This window comes from Roseovarius tolerans, assembly GCF_028885395.1.
Classification (GTDB): domain Bacteria; phylum Pseudomonadota; class Alphaproteobacteria; order Rhodobacterales; family Rhodobacteraceae; genus Roseovarius; species Roseovarius tolerans.
Map to the genome: position 1 here is coordinate 1,714,632 of NZ_CP118494.1, position 16,281 is coordinate 1,730,912.

The 16,281-nt window shown below is 65.3% G+C and carries 17 protein-coding genes; 16 read left to right on the forward strand and 1 reads right to left on the reverse strand.

Annotation, left to right across the window (positions count from 1 at the left end):
• Window positions 1-31: 31 nt before the first annotated feature.
• From nusG to PVU19_RS08520, 5 genes are all read left to right on the forward strand, one after another.
• On the forward strand, window positions 32-562 hold the full coding sequence (nusG, locus tag PVU19_RS08500; RefSeq protein ID WP_050661791.1) for a transcription termination/antitermination protein NusG: 531 nt from the start codon (window positions 32-34) through the stop codon (window positions 560-562).
• Between the two features lie 74 nt (window positions 563-636).
• The gene (locus PVU19_RS08505; RefSeq protein ID WP_050661790.1) at window positions 637-1,611 is read left to right on the forward strand and encodes a KpsF/GutQ family sugar-phosphate isomerase; all 975 of its coding nucleotides are present in this window, start codon (window positions 637-639) and stop codon (window positions 1,609-1,611) included.
• A 33-nt stretch (window positions 1,612-1,644) separates the two neighbouring features.
• Window positions 1,645-2,469, forward strand: coding sequence for a 3-deoxy-8-phosphooctulonate synthase (kdsA, locus tag PVU19_RS08510; RefSeq protein WP_050661789.1), 825 nt, complete (start codon window positions 1,645-1,647; stop codon window positions 2,467-2,469).
• 40 nt (window positions 2,470-2,509) lie between these two features.
• Window positions 2,510-3,955 carry an aldehyde dehydrogenase family protein gene (locus PVU19_RS08515; protein ID WP_050661788.1) on the forward strand — a complete coding sequence of 482 codons (1,446 nt, stop codon included), beginning with the start codon at window positions 2,510-2,512 and terminating at the stop codon, window positions 3,953-3,955.
• 355 nt (window positions 3,956-4,310) lie between these two features.
• Window positions 4,311-5,051, forward strand: a complete 741-nt coding sequence (locus PVU19_RS08520; RefSeq protein ID WP_050661787.1) for an SDR family oxidoreductase — start codon at window positions 4,311-4,313, stop codon at window positions 5,049-5,051.
• A gap of 4 nt (window positions 5,052-5,055) precedes the next feature.
• Here PVU19_RS08520 and PVU19_RS08525 read toward each other — a convergent pair whose 3' ends face one another.
• The gene (locus tag PVU19_RS08525; protein ID WP_235575693.1) at window positions 5,056-6,099 is read right to left on the reverse strand and encodes a LacI family DNA-binding transcriptional regulator; all 1,044 of its coding nucleotides are present in this window, start codon (window positions 6,097-6,099) and stop codon (window positions 5,056-5,058) included.
• A gap of 202 nt (window positions 6,100-6,301) precedes the next feature.
• Here PVU19_RS08525 and PVU19_RS08530 point away from each other — a divergent pair, with 202 nt between their 5' ends.
• The 11 genes from PVU19_RS08530 to PVU19_RS08580 all read left to right on the forward strand — a co-directional run bounded on the left by PVU19_RS08530 (window position 6,302) and on the right by PVU19_RS08580 (window position 16,281).
• The gene (locus PVU19_RS08530) at window positions 6,302-7,270 is read left to right on the forward strand and encodes a TRAP transporter substrate-binding protein (RefSeq protein ID WP_050661786.1); all 969 of its coding nucleotides are present in this window, start codon (window positions 6,302-6,304) and stop codon (window positions 7,268-7,270) included.
• Window positions 7,271-7,338: 68 nt separating this feature from the next.
• A complete protein-coding gene (locus PVU19_RS08535; protein ID WP_050661785.1) occupies window positions 7,339-7,839 on the forward strand; it encodes a TRAP transporter small permease in 501 nt (166 codons plus the stop codon).
• Window positions 7,836-9,122 (forward strand): TRAP transporter large permease, encoded by a 1,287-nt coding sequence (locus PVU19_RS08540; protein WP_050661784.1) that lies wholly within the window; start codon window positions 7,836-7,838, stop codon window positions 9,120-9,122. The genes PVU19_RS08535 and PVU19_RS08540 overlap by 4 nt, the downstream gene beginning before the upstream one ends.
• Entirely contained in the window at window positions 9,119-10,009 is an 891-nt protein-coding gene (gene ltnD, locus PVU19_RS08545; RefSeq protein WP_050661783.1) for an L-threonate dehydrogenase, read from the forward strand. The genes PVU19_RS08540 and ltnD overlap by 4 nt, the downstream gene beginning before the upstream one ends.
• Entirely contained in the window at window positions 10,009-11,259 is a 1,251-nt protein-coding gene (otnK, locus tag PVU19_RS08550; protein ID WP_050661782.1) for a 3-oxo-tetronate kinase, read from the forward strand. Before ltnD ends, otnK begins: the two co-directional genes overlap by 1 nt.
• Window positions 11,256-11,900 carry a 3-oxo-tetronate 4-phosphate decarboxylase gene (otnC, locus tag PVU19_RS08555; protein ID WP_050661781.1) on the forward strand — a complete coding sequence of 215 codons (645 nt, stop codon included), beginning with the start codon at window positions 11,256-11,258 and terminating at the stop codon, window positions 11,898-11,900. The genes otnK and otnC overlap by 4 nt, the downstream gene beginning before the upstream one ends.
• Window positions 11,900-12,673 (forward strand): hydroxypyruvate isomerase family protein, encoded by a 774-nt coding sequence (locus PVU19_RS08560; protein WP_050661780.1) that lies wholly within the window; start codon window positions 11,900-11,902, stop codon window positions 12,671-12,673. The genes otnC and PVU19_RS08560 overlap by 1 nt, the downstream gene beginning before the upstream one ends.
• Window positions 12,674-12,791: 118 nt before the next feature.
• Window positions 12,792-13,553, forward strand: coding sequence for a phosphoribosylaminoimidazolesuccinocarboxamide synthase (gene purC, locus PVU19_RS08565; RefSeq protein WP_050661779.1), 762 nt, complete (start codon window positions 12,792-12,794; stop codon window positions 13,551-13,553).
• A gap of 14 nt (window positions 13,554-13,567) precedes the next feature.
• The gene (gene purS / locus PVU19_RS08570; protein ID WP_050661778.1) at window positions 13,568-13,807 is read left to right on the forward strand and encodes a phosphoribosylformylglycinamidine synthase subunit PurS; all 240 of its coding nucleotides are present in this window, start codon (window positions 13,568-13,570) and stop codon (window positions 13,805-13,807) included.
• Window positions 13,807-14,475 (forward strand): phosphoribosylformylglycinamidine synthase subunit PurQ, encoded by a 669-nt coding sequence (gene purQ, locus PVU19_RS08575; RefSeq protein WP_050661777.1) that lies wholly within the window; start codon window positions 13,807-13,809, stop codon window positions 14,473-14,475. Before purS ends, purQ begins: the two co-directional genes overlap by 1 nt.
• Before the next feature lie 45 nt (window positions 14,476-14,520).
• Entirely contained in the window at window positions 14,521-16,281 is a 1,761-nt protein-coding gene (locus PVU19_RS08580; RefSeq protein WP_050661776.1) for a sensor histidine kinase, read from the forward strand.

Below are 16,281 nucleotides of genomic sequence, written 5' to 3' on the forward strand. Positions count from 1 at the left end.
ATTTCTGAACAAAACAGGATTTTGATTGATCATGCTCTCGCTCCGCTCCGCTCAGTTCATCGCTGCCACTTGGCATCTGGTGCTATGCAAGCCGGGTCAGAACCATATCGCCTGCCGAAATCTTCGGGGTATGGGCTTTGATGTGTTCATGCCGTTGCATATGAGCGACCGGAGGCGGCGAGGACGACTGCAACAGGAACCTATGCCTGTCTTCAAGGGCTATGTGTTCGTCAGCGCGGGGCAGGGCGCAGGTCAGTGGCACAAGTTGCGCTCCACCCCGGGCGTGGCGCAGCTCATCGGCTTTGCCGGCGGGGTGCCGGCACAGGTGCCCGCCAGCGTTGTCGCAGGGTTGATGGAGCGGTGCGACGCTGAAGGTTTGTTGCAGCCCGATCAGGATTTCGCCCGTGGGGAGCGCATTCGCATTACCAGCGGCCCCTTTACGGATTTTGTCACCACCATCGAGCATGTCGATGCAGAAAGTCGCGTGCATGTGTTACTCGACCTTCTGGGCAGTAAGGCGCGCGTCGCGATAGATCCAGCCCGTATTGCCCGCGCAATCTGACCACCGCGCCCTCTGGACGCGCGCGGCTTGGAGGGGTAAGCCCCTGCGCAACAGGCTTGGCGCAAGGACAGACCATGACAGCATCCCCTCTCACGGACAAAGGCGCCATTCGCGGCACCGCAAGCCGGGTTCTTCGCGCCGAGGCTGAAGCGCTCGCCGCCATGGCCGATTGCCCGCCCGAAGGCTTTGCTCGCGCCGTTACACTGATGTTGGGTGCGCAAGGCCGGGTCATCGTTTCGGGTATGGGGAAATCGGGGCACATCGCGCGCAAGATCGCCGCTACGCTGGCCTCGACCGGCGCGCCCGCGCTTTTCCTGCATCCCGGCGAGGCAAGCCACGGTGATCTGGGAATGGTCACGGGGGGTGACGTCTGTCTGCTTTTGTCCAATTCCGGTGAGACCCGCGAGTTGTCGGACCTGATCCAGTATACCCGGCGGTTCGACATTCCGATGATCGCGATCACGCGCGTCAGTGACAGCACGCTGGCGCGGCAGGCCGATGTCGCGCTGATCCTGCCCGACATGCCCGAGGCCTGTGCCATCGGCATGGCCCCCACCACCTCGACCACCTGCGCATTGGCATTGGGCGATGCGCTTGCCGTGGCGCTGATGGAGGAGCGGGGGTTCGCGGCGGATGCGTTTCACGTCTTTCATCCCGGCGGCAAGCTGGGCGCGCAGTTCCTGCGGGTGAGCGATGTCATGCATAGCGGCGATGCGCTGCCGGTGGTCGCCCCTGATACTTCAATGGGTGAAACGCTGATCGAGATGAGTGCCAAGGGCTTCGGCATCGCCGCCGTGGTCGAGGGTGGTGCCCTGCGCGGGGCGATCACCGATGGTGACCTGCGCCGCAATCTCGACGGTTTGATGGGTTGCACCGCAGGACAGGTGGCCACATCCAGCCCTCGATTTGCCACGCCCGACATGCTCTTGTCCGAGACACTCGGCCTGATGAATCGCCATAAAATCGGCGCACTGTTTGTCGTCGACGAGGGCGGGCGGCTCTGTGGGCTGGTTCACATTCACGACTGTCTGCGTGCCGGGGTTGTCTGAGTCCCCGCCGACCAAAAGAGGATCGCCAAGACCATGACCAAGACTGTTTCAATCGGGGCGCTCGATATCGCCAACGACCGCCCTTTCGCCCTCATCTCGGGTCCCTGCCAGATGGAGAGCCTGGAGCATGCCCGCAAGATCGCGGGGAGCCTTGCCGAGACCTGCGCGCGGCTTGATATTCCATTCGTGTTCAAAGCCAGCTATGACAAGGCCAATCGCTCGTCGCTTGGCGGTCAGCGGGGGCTCGGCATGGAAAAGGGCCTCGACTACCTCGCCGCGATCCGGGACGAGTTTGGCTGCCCGGTGCTTACGGATGTGCATGAGGCCGGTCATTGCGCCCCCGCCGCCGAGGTCTGCGACGTGCTGCAAATTCCTGCCTTTCTGAGCCGTCAGACGGATTTGCTGCTTGCCGCCGGGGCGACCGGACGCGTGATCAACGTCAAGAAGGGGCAGTTCCTCGCCCCTTGGGACATGGCCAATGTCGCGGCCAAGGTCGCTTCGACCGGGAATGAGAACATCATGCTCTGCGAGCGCGGTGCCAGCTTTGGCTACAACATGCTGGTGTCAGACATGCGCGCGCTGCCGATCATGGCTGATACGGGCTACCCGGTGATCTTTGACGCCACCCACTCGGTGCAATTGCCGGGGGGCAAGGGTGGCTCGTCGGATGGGCAGCGCCAATTCGTGGCGCCGCTGGCGCGTGCGGCGCTTGCCGTGGGGTGTGCCGGGCTTTTCATCGAGACCCATGACGACCCCGACAACGCCCCCTCGGACGGGCCCAACATGGTGCCGCTTGACGCGATGCCTGCACTGCTGGAGCGTCTGGTGCAAGTCGACCGGTTGATCAAGGCGGGCTGAGCCCGGAGCCTGTGCTGACGTTGCAGACAAGGAGAGACCGATGTCGTTTTCCCTACCGCTTGACCCTGCGCAAATCCTGATCGGGGGCACATGGCGCGCCACGCCTGAGACCCTGCTGGTCGAGGACCCTTCCACGGGCGAAGAGATCGCTCGTATCGCGCGCGGGCAGGCGGCTGATATCGACGCCGCCGTCATAGCCGCACAGGATGCACTTTGGGGCGACTGGGGCCGGTTTACGGCAGCGGAACGGGGCCGGTGTCTCGCCCGGCTGGGGCATCTGGTAGAAGAGCACGAAGACCTGTTGGCCGAGGTCGAGGCGCGGGACGTTGGCAAGCCGCTGGCGCAGGCGCGCGCCGATGCCCGCGCTCTTGCGCGATATTGTGAATTCTACGGCGGGGCGGCGGACAAGGTGCATGGCACCACCATTCCCTATCTCGATGGCTATACCGTCTACACCCTGCGCGAGCCGCATGGTGTGACCGGACATATCGTGCCCTGGAATTACCCGATGCAGATCATCGGGCGTTCGGTCGGGGCGGCGCTGGCCATGGGCAATGCCTGCGTTCTGAAACCGGCCGAGGATGCCAGTCTCACGGCGCTGCTCTTTGCGCATCTTGCGCAGCAGGCGGGGTTTCCGGCGGGCGCGCTCAACCTCGTAACGGGATTGGGGAGCGAGGCGGGGGCGGCGCTCTCGGCGCATCCCGGCATCCAGCATCTGAGCTTCACCGGCTCGGTCGCCACGGGCTCCGCGATGCAGATTGCGGCGGGGGCCAATGTGGTGCCGGTGACGCTGGAACTGGGCGGCAAATCCCCGCAAATCGTCTTTGCCGACGCCGATCTTGACGCGGCTCTGCCGTTTCTGGTCAATGCCGGGCTGCAGAACGCGGGCCAGACCTGTTCGGCGTCCTCGCGTATCCTCGTGCAACGCGCCGTGTTCGACGAGGTTGCGGAGCGCATGGCCGCCGCCTACGGGGCCAAGCGGATCGGTCCGGCGATGGAGGATCCGGGTATCGGCCCGGTGATCAACGCCACGCAAAAGGCCCGTGTTCTAGCCTATCTCGACCGTGCGGGTGATTTGCCGGTGATCGCGCAGGCCGAGCCGGGGGCCGATCTGCCCGAAGGTGGGCATTACGTACCCGCCATGCTCTTTGGTCCGGTCGCGCCCGACCATCCGCTCGCGCAAGAGGAAATCTTTGGCCCGGTGCAGGTGATGATCCCGTTCGACACCGAGGTCGAGGCGATAGCCATCGCAAATGGCACCGAGTACGGCCTTGTCGCCAGCGTCTGGACACGTGACGGCGCGCGCCAGATGCGGCTCGCACGCAAGGTGCGCGCGGGACAGGTCTTTCTCAACAATTACGGGGCCGGCGGCGGTGTTGAGTTGCCCTTTGGAGGGACCGGAAAATCCGGCCATGGCCGCGAAAAGGGGTTTGAGGCGCTCTATGGATTTTCGACGCTCAAGACTGTCGCGGCGCATCACGGATGAGGAAGTGTCCGTGAGGATGAGGGAGTGACGGCCTGAATCGGGCTTCGGATTGAAGCACCCGCGAGGTAGACGGCCGGAGGCTGCCGCGCAGCGGTACGCCAGAGGCATGCCTTCTGCATGACGCCGCCCCGACGTCACGGCGATTTGGCGACAATCTGCGCACTGCTTGGGTGTTTGCTTACGTGGCAGAGATAAATGTCTGCCAAACAAGCGCCGGATCGCCGCACCGCAGCCCGTCGATGCGCGCCTCACGGCAATGATAGCATCAGGCCATTTCTGCCCGAAAAACCACTTCCCAAATCCCGCGCTCTCGTGTCACTTGGCCCCAGACTGATCAAGGCGGAAAGGACATCACATGCGGCTCACTGGTAAGACGGCGATCGTGACGGGCGCGGGCTCGGGCTTTGGCGAAGGCATTGCCCGGCGGTTTCTGGAGGAAGGTGCGCAGGTGTTTGTCGTCGATATCAACGCCGAGGCCGCCGAGCGTGTGGCGGCGGAGCATGGCGGCATCGCCCATACCTGCGACGTCTCGGACGGCGCGCAGGTGGATGCGATGATCGCAGAGGCGCAGGCGCGCATGGGCCATGTGGACATCCTGGTCAACAACGCCGGTGTGACCCACATGCCCAGCCTTCTGGAGGATGTGACCGAGGCGGATTTCGACCGGGTCTTTGCGATCAACTGCAAATCGGTTTATCTCATCGCGCGCGCGCTCGTGCCGCAGATGAAGGCACGCGGGCAGGGGGCGATCCTCAACGTCGCCTCGACCGCCGGGGTCTCGCCGCGTCCGCGTCTCAACTGGTACAACGCCTCCAAGGGCTGGATGATCACCGCGACCCGTACCATGGCCGTCGAACTCGCTCCCATGGGCATCCGCGTCAACGCGCTCAACCCGGTGGCGGGCGACACGCCGCTGCTCAAGAGCTTTCTGGGCGAGGACACGCCCGAGATGCGCGAGAAGTTTCTCTCAACGATTCCCCTGGGTCGGTTCTCCACGCCGCAGGATCTGGCCAATGCCGCGCTCTACCTCTGCTCGGACGAGGCCGCCATGGTCACCGGCGTCTGCATGGAGGTCGATGACGGGCGCTGCATCTGAGCCCTCAGGCGGTCGCCCCGGGGATCAGCCGGAAATCGACATTGGTCACGCGCGGCGGGCTGCCCCCCGCCAACCGGTCGAGCAGATGGGTCGCAGCGATAAAGCCGATATGCTCGCGCTGCGAGGCGATGGTGGTCAGCGGCTTGGGAAGCGCCTGCCCGATGCTCAGCCCGTTGAACCCGGCAAGCGCCAGATCCTCGGGCACCGCAATGCCGGCCGCCTGACAGTGAAACGCGCCGCCCACGGCCATGTCGTCATTGGAAAAGAACACCGCCTCGGGCGGCGTCTTGGCCTCGGCCAGCAGCCGCGCCAGCCCCTCGCGCCCCAAGGGCACCGTCGAGGGGCCGGGCAGGCACAGCACATCGCCAAGCGTGAGGCCAACCTCGCGCAGCCCGTCGCGAAACCCGTTGAGCCGCTGCGTGGCGCGAAAATCCGTCTCGATCCCGTGGCCGAGATAGGCAAAGCGCCGATAGCCGCGCCCGGCCAGATAATGCGCCATCGCACGCCCCGCCCCGCGATGCGAAATCCCCACCGCCATGTCGGCGCTTTCGGCATCGACATCCATGATCTCGACCACTGGCAGATCGGCGGCCGCCAGCAGGCCGCGCGTGACATCGGTCTTGCGCGCGGGGGCGATCACCAGCCCGGCGGGCCGCCACGACATGAGGTCGCGCAAGAGCCGCTCTTCGCGCAGCGGATCATAGTTGGAAATGCCCAGGATCGGGTGATAGCCGTCGCCCTCCAGCCGGTCTTCCAGCCCGTTGAGCACATCGGCAAAGACGATGTTCGACAGCGACGGCAGTATCACCCCCACCTGCCGGGATGCCGCCCCCGCCAGCGTCCCCGCGAGCCGGTTGGGCACGTAGTTGAGCGCGATGGCGGCGCGCTCCACCCGCTCGCGCGTGTCACGCGCAACCGGGCCGTCGCGGCGCAGCGCGCGGCTTGCGGTGATTTCGCTCACCCCGGCGGCGCGCGCCACCTGCGACAGGGTGGGGCGGCGGGTCTGCGTGTCTGGCCGGTCGTCGTCCATCCCGGGAAAATGCGGCATTATGTTATCGCTGTCATTCCAAATCTGATTCCTGCGTTACAATTTCAGGCATTCCGTGACCTTATTGACAGCGCTGTCATAACCTGTATCCCTTTTCCCAGACGCGATAGACTTGGCGTTCGCCCGCCGCTTGCGTCAAGGGAGAGGGCGAGGACATGGGCCCGGGGCATCGACCCGCAGGGCCGATAACAGGAGGAGTTTCATGAAACATTACGCATTCGGCGCGCTTGCCGCGCTTTCGCTCGCCACTGTAGGTCAGGCGCAGGAAAACATCGTCATCGGCCATTCGCTGTCACCGCAATCGCATTACGGCGTCGGCGCGCAGGCCTTTATCGACACGCTGACCGAGCTTTCGGGCGGCAGCTTCACCGGCGAACAGGCTCCCGCGGGCCAGTTGGGCGGCGAACGTGACATGATCGAGGGGCTGCAGATCGGCTCGATGGACGTGGTCATCACTTCCACCGGACCCTTGGGCAACTTCGTGCCGCAGGTCTATGCGCTCGACCTGCCGTTCCTCTTCCGCGACTACGATCATGCGCGCACCACGCTCGACGGCGAGATCGGGCAGGAATTGCTCGACGAGATCGGCAAGAACAACCTTGTCGGCCTCGCCTGGTCCGAGAACGGCTTTCGCCACGTGACCAACTCGCAGCGCCCGGTGCGCACGCCTGACGATCTCGACGGGCTGAAGCTGCGGACGATGGAGAACCGTGTCCACATGGCTGCCTTCGAGGGCATGGGTGCCGCCCCCACGCCGATGGCCTTTCCGGAACTCTTCGGCGCGCTTCAACAGGGCGTGGTCGATGGGCAGGAGAACCCAGTGACCGTGATCACCGCGTCGAAATTCTGGGAGGTGCAGAAATACGTCTCGCTCACCGGACATGTCTATTCGCCCGCCGTGGTGCTGGCCTCGCCGATCCTGTTTGACGGGCTGACCGAGGAACAGCAGGGCTGGTTCATGGAGGCCGCCAAGGCCTCCGCCGCCGCCACCCGCGCCGAGGTCAACCGGCTGGAACAGGCCGGCGTCGAAATGCTGCGCGAGAACGGCATGGAGGTGATCACCGATATCGACAAGGCCCCCTTCGCCAAGCTTGCTGCCGAAAGCTCCTACTCGGTCTACACCGACCAGTATGGCAGTGAGATGGTGGACCGCATTAAGGCAGTCGAATAACTTCCCTGTCACGGTAAGGGTCGGCGCGGGTCCTGCGCGCCGGCCCGTTTTCTTTCGAGGGGGCGGCGATGACACTCTTTCTCCGGTTCGAGGCGATCACCACCGGCATCGCCCTGCGACTCGCCATTGGCTTTCTGCTGATCGCGACCGCGCTCGCGCTCTATCAGGTGACCACGCGCTTCGTCTTCGGCCACCCCTCCACATGGTCCGAGGTGATCACCCGGTCGGCGATGATCTGGTCGGTCTTCCTCGGCGTCGCCCCGGCGTTTCGCGAGGGCACGATGATCGCGGTCGAGATCGTGCAACGCATCCTGCCGCCGCGCCTCGGTTTCCTGCTCTACCTCGTCGCCTGCGGCCTGACCCTCACCTTCTTCGCAATCCTGTTCTGGCAGGGCTGGTCGATGACCGAGCGGGTCATGGGCCAGAAACTCGCGGCCCTTGAGATTTCCATCGCCTGGGTCTACGCGGCGCTGCCCGTGGGGTCGGTCTTCATATTCATCGCCGTCCTGGGCTGCGCGCTGCGTGCGATCCGGTTCGGCGGGCTGCAACCGGCGGAGAGTGACGCATGAACCTCGCCCTTGCCCTGTCGCTCGCGATATTCTTTCTGGCGGGCGTGCCGATTGCGGTCGCCATCGGCCTCGCCTCGGTCCTCGGCATCGAGGCGCATGGCCGCCTGCCGCTGCTCTTGGTGGCGCAGCGCATGTTCACCGGCATCGACAGCTTTCCGCTGATGGCGATCCCGCTCTTCATTCTTGCGGGCAACCTGATGTCGGCGGGCGGCATCTCGCACCGGCTGGTGGAACTGGCAAAATCCATCGTCGGCGGCATTCAGGGCGGGCTTGCGGCGTCTTGCGTGCTGACCTGCATGATGTTCGCCTCCGTTTCGGGCTCCTCGGTCGCCACCACCTTCGCCATCGGCGCGATCCTCATTCCGGCGATGGTCAAGCATGGCTATCCCAAACCGCTCGCCGCCTCGGTGCAGGCCAGCTCTGCTGAGTTGGGCGTGCTCATCCCGCCCTCGATCCCGCTCATCCTTTATGGCGTGTCCACCGACACCTCCATCGGCCAGCTCTTCATCGCGGGTATCGGGCCTGGGGTGCTGGTGGCGGGCGCGCTTATGGCGCTGGTGCTGATCCTGTGCCGGGTGCGCGGCATCGGGCTCGAGGACGGGCGCAACCGGCCCCGTCTCGGCCCCGCGCTCAAATCCGCGCTGCCCGCGCTGATCGTGCCCTTAGTGATCCTTGGTGGAATCTATTCCGGCATCTTCACCCCGACCGAGGCGAGTGCTGCGGCGGTCGCGGCAGCGGTGATCGTCGGCATGGCCTTTTACCGCGAATTGCGTTTCGCCGACTTGCCCGCGATCCTCAAGAAAACCGTGCTCGCCACCTCGGCGATCATGCTGATCATCTCGGCGGCGGCGCTGTTTTCCTTCCTCATCACCCGCTCGGGCCTGCCCAACGAAATCGCCGCCTGGTTCAAGGACGTGTTCGAGAGCCGCATCGCCTTTCTTCTGGTGGTGAACCTGATGCTGCTGGTGATCGGCATGTTTATCGAGACCTCGGCGGCGATCCTCGTTCTGGCCCCGATCCTCACGCCCATCGCCATCAGCTACGGCGTCGATCCGGTGCATTTCGGGCTGGTGATCGTGGTCAATCTCGCGCTCGGCATGATCACCCCGCCGCTCGGCGTCAATCTCTTTGCCGCCTGTTCTGTGGCCGACCTACCGGTCGAGCGGATCATCCCGCAACTGGCGTGGTTCGTGCTGACGGTCTTCGGCGCGCTGATGATCATCACCTATGTCCCGGCGATCACGCTCTGGCCGGTCGAACTGGTATTCGGAGGCACACGATGATGCGGACGGTCCATTTCGCGGGGCTCGGCTCGATGGGGCTGGGCATGGCGCATTCGGCACTTCGCGCAGGCCTTGAGGTATACGGATTCGACCCCGACCCGTCGCGCGTCGCCGAATTGACGGCGGTAGGGGGGCAGCCGCTCACGCCCGACAGCCCCCCGGCGGAGATCCTCGTCTGCGTCGTGCTCAACGCCGATCAGATGCGCGCGGCGCTCTTTGGCCCCGAGGGATGGGCGCGTCATCTGGCCCCCGGCGGCACGATCCTCGGCTGCGCCACCGTGCCGCCCGACTTCGCCCGTGAGATGGAGGGCGAGGCCACCCGCGCCGGTTTCCACTATCTCGATGCACCGATTTCCGGCGGCGCCGCCAAGGCCACCGAAGGCCGCCTGTCGATCATGGCCTCGGGCAGTGCCAAGGCCTTTGAGCGCGCCGCCCCCGTGCTCGACGCCATGGCCGAAACCGTCCACCGCCTGGGCGACAGCGCAGGTGCTGGCTCGGCGATGAAGGCGGTCAATCAACTTCTCGCGGGCGTGCATATCGCCGCCATGGGCGAGGCGCTCAGCTTTGCCGCCTCGCAGGGGCTCGATCTCGCGCGCGTGCTCGACATCATTCGCGTTTCCGCAGGCACCTCATGGATGTTCGAGAACCGCGCGCCGCATGTGATCGAGGCCGATTACACCCCGCGCTCGGCGATCACGATCTGGCCCAAGGATCTGGGCATCGTAACCGCCATTGCCGGGGCAGCAAACCTGCCCCTGCCGGTGACCGAGGCGGCGCTGACCCAATACCGCGAGGCCGCCGCCGCCGGTCTCGGGGCCGAGGATGACGCCGCCATCACCAAACACACCGCCGCCCGCGCGGGCGTGAAGCTGCCGGGGGACGGGTGATGCTCCTGGGCTGTATCGGCGACGATTTCACCGGCTCCGGCGATCTCGGCAACACGCTGGCCAAGGCAGGCATGCGCGCGGTGCAATATGTGGGCGTGCCAGACGGCCCCGCCGCTCCCCATGTCGAGGCCGGGATCGTCGCGCTCAAATCCCGCTCCCTCCCGGTGGCCGAGGCGGTGGCGCAATCGCGTGCGGCACTCGACTGGCTGCGCGCGCAGGGCTGCACGCAGTACCTCTTCAAATACTGCTCCACCTTCGATTCCACCCGCGAGGGCAATATCGGCCCTGTGGCCGAGGCGCTGGCCGACGCCCTCGATGCCACCCGCGTGATCGTCTGCCCCGCCTTCCCGGCCACCGGCCGCTCGGTCTATCTGGGGCATCTTTTCGTCCAGGACCGCCTGCTCAATGAGAGCGGGATGCAGCATCACCCGCTCACCCCGATGACCGACCCTGACATTCGCCGCTGGCTGGGCCATCAGGTGCGCGGCAGCGTCGGCCATGTCGCGGCGGCGGTCGTGGGGCAAGGGGCAGAGGCCGTACGCACGGCCCTCGATGCAGAGCACGCCAAGGGCCATCGCCTCATTGTCGCTGACGCCATCACCGACGCCGATCTCGTCACCCTCGGGCAGGGGGCGGCGGATCTGCCGCTGATTACCGGCGGCTCGGGCATCGCCATGGGCCTGCCCGAAAATTTCCGGGCGCGCGGTCTGCTGTCGGGCAGTGCCGCCGCATGGCGCGGGCAGGCGGGGCCGGTGGTGGCGCTGTCGGGCTCCTGCTCTGCCGCCACGCGCGATCAGGTCGCCCGCCACGCCGCCCGCCACCCGGCGCACGAGATCAAGGCAGGCGCGCTCATGGCCGGAGAGATCGACGCCGAGGCGCTGGCCGATTGGGCGATGGCGCAGGACGGCATTCCGCTGCTCTACTCGTCTGCCGATCCCGATGCCGTTCGGCGCGCACAGAACCGCTTTGGCACGGCGCAGATCGCCACCCGGATCGAGGCGCTCTTCGCCACGCTCGCACGCACCCTCGTCGCGCGCGGCGTGACCCGGCTCATCAGCGCGGGCGGTGAGACCTCGGGCGCGGTGGTCGAGGGTTTGCGCCTCGCCCAACTCGAGATCGGCCCCGAGATCGCCCCCGGCGTGCCGATGATGCGCGCGGGCGACGCGCTTGTCGTCGCGCTCAAATCCGGCAATTTCGGCGGGCCAGAGTTTTTCACCGACGCCGCCCGCATGATGGAGGCCCCGCAATGAGCGACAGCAAGCTGCGCGAGGATATCTGCTTCTGGGCGCAGTCCCTCTTTGACCGTGGCCTGACCGGCGGTGCCTCGGGCAATATCTCGGTGCGCACCGGTGATGGCGGGCTTCTGGTCACCCCCACCGGCGTCAGCATGGGGCGGCTCGACCCGGCCCGGCTAAGCCGCTTCGACGCGCAGGGGCGGCATGTCTCGGGCGATGCCCCGACCAAGGAAATGCCTCTGCATTCCGCGTTTTACGAGACCCGGCGCAGCGCGGGCGCGGTGGTGCATCTGCATTCCACCCATTCCGTCGCCCTCTCGATCCTGCCCGAGACCGACCCCGAGAACGCCGTGCCGCCGCTCACCGCCTATGCGGTGATGCGGGTGGGCAAGGTGGCGCTCCTGCCGTTCTTCGTGCCCGGCGATGCGGGCATGGCCGAGGCGATCCGGGGCCTCGCCGGGCGGCGCGCGGCAGTGCTGCTTGCCAATCACGGCCCGGTCGTGGCCTCGAAGGATCTGGAGGCGGCGGTCTTTGCGATGGAAGAGCTGGAAGAGACGGCGAAACTGGCGCTTCTCCTGCGCGGGACCGGCGCGCAACCGCTCGATGCGGATCAGATCGGGCAGGTGGTGCGCAAGTTCGAGGTGGATTGGGACTGATGCGCTTTTCCGCCAATCTCGGATTTCTGTTTACCGACCGACCCTTGCCCGATGCGATCCATGCCGCCCATGCGGCGGGGTTCGACGCGGTGGAATGCCACTTCCCCTATGACAGCGATCCGGGCGCGGTGCGCGCGGCGCTCGATGTCACCGGGCTTCCGATGCTGGGTCTCAACACTTGGCCGGGCGACCGCGACGCGGGTGATTTCGGGCTGGCCGCTGTGCCTAGGCGCGAGGCAGAGGCGCGTAGCGTGATCGCGCAGGCGGTGGAGTATGCGCAGGCCATCGGCGCGGGGGCTGTGCATGTCATGGCCGGGCGCAGCGACGGGGGGACGGCGGCCGAGGCCGCGTTTCGCGCCAATCTCGCCCATGCCTGCGACCTGGCCGCGCCGCATGGCATCGAAATCCTGATCGAGCCGATCAATCAGCGCGACGTGCCTGGCTATCACCTGTCGCACTCCGCCCATGCCACCGAGGTGATTGCCGCGCTCGATCGCCCCAACCTGGCGCTGATGTTCGATTGCTACCACCTGCAGATCATGGAGGGCGATCTGGCCAGTCGGTTCGAGGCGCTGTTACCACTTATTGGTCATGTGCAGATCGCGGGCGTTCCGGATCGCGGTGCGCCGGACCGGGGTGAGGTGGATTATCGCTGGTTGCTTGCGCGCATGGCCGATTTGGGCTGGGATCGCCCGATAGGCGCCGAATACCGTCCCGCACCCGAGGGGACCGAGGCGTCGCTCGGCTGGCTTGATCACTTTCGCGGGCTTTGATCTGTCCGCGTCCTGCCATGCCGCTGCGACACCTTGCGACGCCTCGGGTCATGCACTATGAGAGCGCATCGGCAAGGGGCAGTTTCCGCCCCGCTTTACCGCTAGCGACGGAGGTCCCATGGCGCGGCGCAAGAAAATCTACGAAGGCAAGGCCAAGACGCTCTATGAAGGGCCCGAACCGGGCACCATCATCCAGTATTTCAAGGATGACGCCACCGCCTTTAACGCCGAGAAGAAGGCCACCATCGAGGGCAAGGGCGTGCTCAACAACATGCTCTCGGAATATTTCATGACCGGGCTGAACAATATCGGCGTGCCGACGCATTTCATCAAGCGCATCAACATGCGCGAACAGCTGGTGCGCGCGGTGGAGATCATTCCGCTCGAGGTGATCGTGCGCAACTATGCCGCCGGGTCCATGGCCAAGCGCCTCGGCATCGAGGAAGGCACGCAATTGCCGCGCCCGATCGTCGAATACTGCCTCAAGGATGACAAGCTCGGTGACCCGCTGGTGACCGAGGAACATATCGCCGCCTTCGGCTGGGCCAGCCAGCAGGACATGGACGATATCCTCAGCCTTGCGCTGCGGGTCAATGATTTCATGGCCGGTGTGATGTTCGGTGTGGGTATCAAGCTCGTCGACTTCAAGATCGAGGTGGGCCGCGTCTATGACGGCGATTTCCAGCGCCTGATCGTGGCCGATGAGATCAGCCCCGACAGCTGTCGTTTGTGGGATATCGAGACTGGGCAGAAGCTCGACAAGGACGTGTTCCGTCGTGATCTGGGCTCGCTCACCGATGCCTATACCGAGGTCGCGACCCGTCTGGGCGTGATGCCCAAATCGAACGCTCCCATCACCCGCCCGACGCTGATCAACTGAAAGGGACCAGACCCATGAAGGCACGCGTGCATGTCATGCTCAAATCAGGCGTTCTCGACCCGCAGGGCGAGGCGGTGCGCCATGCGCTCGGATCGCTCGGTTTCGAGGGCGTCCAAGGGGTGCGGCAGGGCAAGGTGATCGAGATCGACCTGGCCGAGACCGATACCGCCAAGGCCGAGGCCGTCGTGACCGAGATGTGCGAGAAGCTGCTCGCGAACACCGTGATCGAGAGCTATTCGGTGGAGTTGGGCTGATGCACGCTGCCGTCATCGTCTTTCCCGGCTCCAACTGTGACCGCGACCTTGCCGTGGCGTTCGAGCGTGCGGGAGCGCGCGTGTCGATGGTCTGGCACAAGGACACGTCAATGCCCGAGGGCGTCGACATAATCGGCGTGCCGGGCGGCTTTTCCTACGGTGATTACCTGCGCTGCGGCGCGATTGCCGCGAATTCGCCGATTTGCCGCGCGGTCGTGGGGCATGCCGACAGGGGCGGCTATGTTCTCGGGGTCTGCAACGGCTTTCAGATCCTGACCGAAACCGGCATCCTGCCCGGTGCGCTGCTGCGCAATGCGGGGCTGAAATATGTCTGCAAGCCGGTGGATCTTCATGTCACCACCGACCAGAGCGCCTTTACACAGAGCTATACGGCGGGCAGCACCATCACCGTGCCCATTGCCCACCATGATGGCAATTATTTCGCCGACGAGGCGACGCTTGACCGGCTTCAGGCCGAAGATCGGGTTGCCTTTACCTATGCGCGAAACCCCAACGGTTCGGCCCGCGATATCGCGGGGATCCTGTCGGGCAATCGCCGCGTCCTCGGCATGATGCCGCATCCCGAACGCATGGCCGAACCGCTGCATGGCGGCAGCGACGGGGCGGCGATGTTTGCCGGGCTTGTGCAACAGCTTGCCGACGCCTGAACCACGGCGCTTGAGGGCCGGGGCCTCTGGCCGTAATCTGCGATAATGAGAACTTCGCCGCCCAAACACAATACACCCCGCACGCGTGCCATCTCGTGGCGCGCGCGGATCGTGCTGTTTGGGCTTTTTCTGATCGCGGTTGCGGTGGTGTTCACCACCAACCGCCTGCTCACCGACCGTTTTACCGAGAACACGCGCAACCGCGCCGAGTTGCGCCTTGTGCTGTATTCCGGCAACCTTCTATCGGAGTTGCGGCAGAACGCCATCGTGCCGCAACTGCTGGCGCGGGATCCCGCCCTGATTTCGGCGCTGAACACGCAGGATTATGCACAGTCCACGCAGCGCCTGCTGTCCTTTCTCGAGGAGATCGGCGCCGCCTCGCTCATGCTTCTGGACAAGGACGGGCGCGCGGTTGCCACGACTGAACGCAACCGGCTGGGCGAAAACCACAAGCAGGCCGCCTATTACGTCGATGCGCTGCGCTCGCGCGATACGGTGTTCAAGGTCTTGCAGGACGAGGCGGGGCAATACAACTTCACCTATTCGCGCCGGATCGACACCCAGAATGGCGTGCTTGGCGTGATCGTTGTTGCGGTCGATCTGCGCAAATACGAACGGGCTTGGGCAGGTATCTCAGATGCGGTGATGGTCACCGATTCCGAGGGCCGGATCATCCTTGCGACCGAACCCCGCTGGCGCGGGCTGACGGAAGGTGAGGCGCTCGCGCGGGAGCCGGCCAGCAGCGCCATCCAGCGCGCGATTCAGGCGACCTCCGACTGGACCGCGCTGCCAGCGGATGCCTATGTGCGCGGTGAGGCGGTGATGCGGGTCGAGGGGCGCGTGGCGTTTCGCGGCTGGCGTATCGCCAGTTTCACAACCTATGCCGCCGTGCGCGACAAGGTGAACGGGTATCTCGCGCTCGAAATCATGGGATTCGCGATTCTTCTGGCACTCGCGTTTTATTTCCTGAACCGTAAGGCGGCGCTGCGCGTGGCGCTCTTTCAGCGCGAGTCGGCGGAGCTTCGCGCATTGAACGCACGTCTGCAGCGGGAAATCGCCGAACGCCAGAGGGTGCAGGAAAACCTCGCCCAAGCCGAACAGACGCTACAGCAGAGCTCCAAGCTCGCCGTGCTGGGTGAGATGTCGGCGGCCGTGAGCCACGAACTCAATCAGCCGCTGGCGGCGATGAAAACCTATCTCGCGGGCGCGCGCATGCTGCTGACGCGCAACCGGCCCGACGAGGCGTTGACCTCGTTCCAGCGGATCGACGACCTGATCGAGCGGATGGGCGCGATCACCAAGCAGCTCAAATCCTATGCGCGTCAGTCGGGCGACACGTTTTCCCCTGTAAACATGGGCGATGCGGTGGCCTCGGCGCTTGCCATGATGGAGCCGCAACTGCGCCAGCGCAAGATCACCATCACCCGCACCCTTCCGGATCAGCCGGTGATGATCATGGGCGACCGCGTGCGCGTGGAGCAGGTGATCATCAATCTTCTGCGCAACGCCATCGACGCCACCGAGACGGTGCCCGATGCCGGCATCGATATCCTGCTCGCGGCGGGTGAGACGGCGGTACTGACTGTGCGCGACAACGGCCACGGGATCGGCGATTTCAAGAACCTGTTCGAGCCCTTCTACACGACCAAGCAGCCCGGTGACGGGGTCGGGCTGGGGCTTGCCATTTCCTCGGGGATCGTGAACGACCTAGGCGGGCGTCTGGTGGCGCGCAATGCACCGGATGGGGGGGCTGTATTCGAGGTCCAGCTTCCCATATTGCCAGAAGAGACCCGAGCAGCGGAGTGA

Bases quoted from the DNA above. Each gene is read 5' to 3' on its own strand.
- nusG (WP_050661791.1), top strand. From the start codon at position 32: ATGCTCTCGCTCCGCTCCGCTCAGTTCATCGCTGCCACTTGGCATCTG.
- PVU19_RS08505 (WP_050661790.1), top strand. From the start codon at position 637: ATGACAGCATCCCCTCTCACGGACAAAGGCGCCATTCGCGGCACCGCA.
- kdsA (WP_050661789.1), top strand. From the start codon at position 1,645: ATGACCAAGACTGTTTCAATCGGGGCGCTCGATATCGCCAACGACCGC.
- PVU19_RS08515 (WP_050661788.1), top strand. From the start codon at position 2,510: ATGTCGTTTTCCCTACCGCTTGACCCTGCGCAAATCCTGATCGGGGGC.
- PVU19_RS08520 (WP_050661787.1), top strand. From the start codon at position 4,311: ATGCGGCTCACTGGTAAGACGGCGATCGTGACGGGCGCGGGCTCGGGC.
- PVU19_RS08525 (WP_235575693.1), bottom strand. From the start codon at position 6,099: ATGCCGCATTTTCCCGGGATGGACGACGACCGGCCAGACACGCAGACC.
- PVU19_RS08530 (WP_050661786.1), top strand. From the start codon at position 6,302: ATGAAACATTACGCATTCGGCGCGCTTGCCGCGCTTTCGCTCGCCACT.
- PVU19_RS08535 (WP_050661785.1), top strand. From the start codon at position 7,339: ATGACACTCTTTCTCCGGTTCGAGGCGATCACCACCGGCATCGCCCTG.
- PVU19_RS08540 (WP_050661784.1), top strand. From the start codon at position 7,836: ATGAACCTCGCCCTTGCCCTGTCGCTCGCGATATTCTTTCTGGCGGGC.
- ltnD (WP_050661783.1), top strand. From the start codon at position 9,119: ATGATGCGGACGGTCCATTTCGCGGGGCTCGGCTCGATGGGGCTGGGC.
- otnK (WP_050661782.1), top strand. From the start codon at position 10,009: ATGCTCCTGGGCTGTATCGGCGACGATTTCACCGGCTCCGGCGATCTC.
- otnC (WP_050661781.1), top strand. From the start codon at position 11,256: ATGAGCGACAGCAAGCTGCGCGAGGATATCTGCTTCTGGGCGCAGTCC.
- PVU19_RS08560 (WP_050661780.1), top strand. From the start codon at position 11,900: ATGCGCTTTTCCGCCAATCTCGGATTTCTGTTTACCGACCGACCCTTG.
- purC (WP_050661779.1), top strand. From the start codon at position 12,792: ATGGCGCGGCGCAAGAAAATCTACGAAGGCAAGGCCAAGACGCTCTAT.
- purS (WP_050661778.1), top strand. From the start codon at position 13,568: ATGAAGGCACGCGTGCATGTCATGCTCAAATCAGGCGTTCTCGACCCG.
- purQ (WP_050661777.1), top strand. From the start codon at position 13,807: ATGCACGCTGCCGTCATCGTCTTTCCCGGCTCCAACTGTGACCGCGAC.
- PVU19_RS08580 (WP_050661776.1), top strand. From the start codon at position 14,521: ATGAGAACTTCGCCGCCCAAACACAATACACCCCGCACGCGTGCCATC.